Origin of the sequence: uncultured Microscilla sp. (assembly GCF_947493425.1) — a bacterium.
GTDB lineage: Bacteria > Bacteroidota > Bacteroidia > Cytophagales > Microscillaceae > Microscilla.
Genome location: NZ_CANLRP010000407.1, coordinates 1 through 925, shown reverse-complemented (window position 1 = coordinate 925; position 925 = coordinate 1). Strand labels below are relative to the sequence as shown.

Sequence of the window (925 nt, the reverse complement as noted above, 5' to 3'; positions counted from 1 at the left end):
AGAAAGTGTTTTAAAATTCCTGGAGCCTTGCCAACATGAGGCTAATCATACCCAAATATATAAAAGATTCAGCACTTAGGGTGGTTTTCTCATAGTCTAGAGCCAACCTTCTATTTTTGACAAGCCACCCAAAAGTTCTTTCTACTGTCCATCTTCTTGGTAAGACAACAAAGCCTTTTTGTTGATCACTTCTGAGTACAATTTCCCAAACCCAATTCCAGAGCAACTTAACCCAACTAATGAGTTCTGCTCCCCGATACCCTCCATCTACCCATACTAATTTAATTCTTCGGCATAGACTGTGGGAAATATCTTCTTGTCGTAATTTACTGAGCAATTTTTTAGCTCCTGCCTTTTCTGATATTGCTGCACTACAAACAAGGACACCTAAAACAAGTCCCTGAGTATCAGTTAATATGAAGCGTTTCCGCCCTCGTATGTTTTTACCTCCATCATAGCCAATTTCTTCCCCTCCGCAGGAAGTCTTTCTGCTTTGGGAATCAATACTGGCAGCACTTGGAAAAGGGTGACGACAGGATCTAGTTCGGGTCTTTTTGACCAACCAGTTATGAATGAATTCCCAAGTACCATCCTTACTCCAGCGTCTATAATACCCATAAACCGTACTCCAATTAGGTAAATCATGAGGTAAACTACGCCAACTACATCCAGTCTTCAAGACGTAAAAAATGCCGTTAATCACTTCTTTGGGGTTCACAGGAGGTCGGCCAGCCCCATTGCCAGTAGGCAGAGGCAATACTTTTTTCAAAGTCTTCCAACCATTTTTACTAATATCACTTGGATATTTTTTGCGTTTTGTGTTGTTTGCTAGTGTGCTCATTCTGTTTATCTTGAAAGTTTTGCAACCCTAAAGTAAATAGTTTGAGTACATTTTCTCTCCTAAACACCTTTTAAAACACTTTCT

At 40.0% G+C, this 925-nt stretch carries 1 protein-coding gene; it reads right to left on the bottom strand.

Annotated features, from left to right (window positions below; translation table 11 throughout):
• Positions 1–10: 10 nt before the first annotated feature.
• Positions 11–841 carry an IS5 family transposase gene (locus tag Q0954_RS34055; protein WP_299466576.1) on the bottom strand — a complete coding sequence of 277 codons (831 nt, stop codon included), beginning with the start codon at positions 839–841 and terminating at the stop codon, positions 11–13.
• Positions 842–925: the final 84 nt, after the last annotated feature.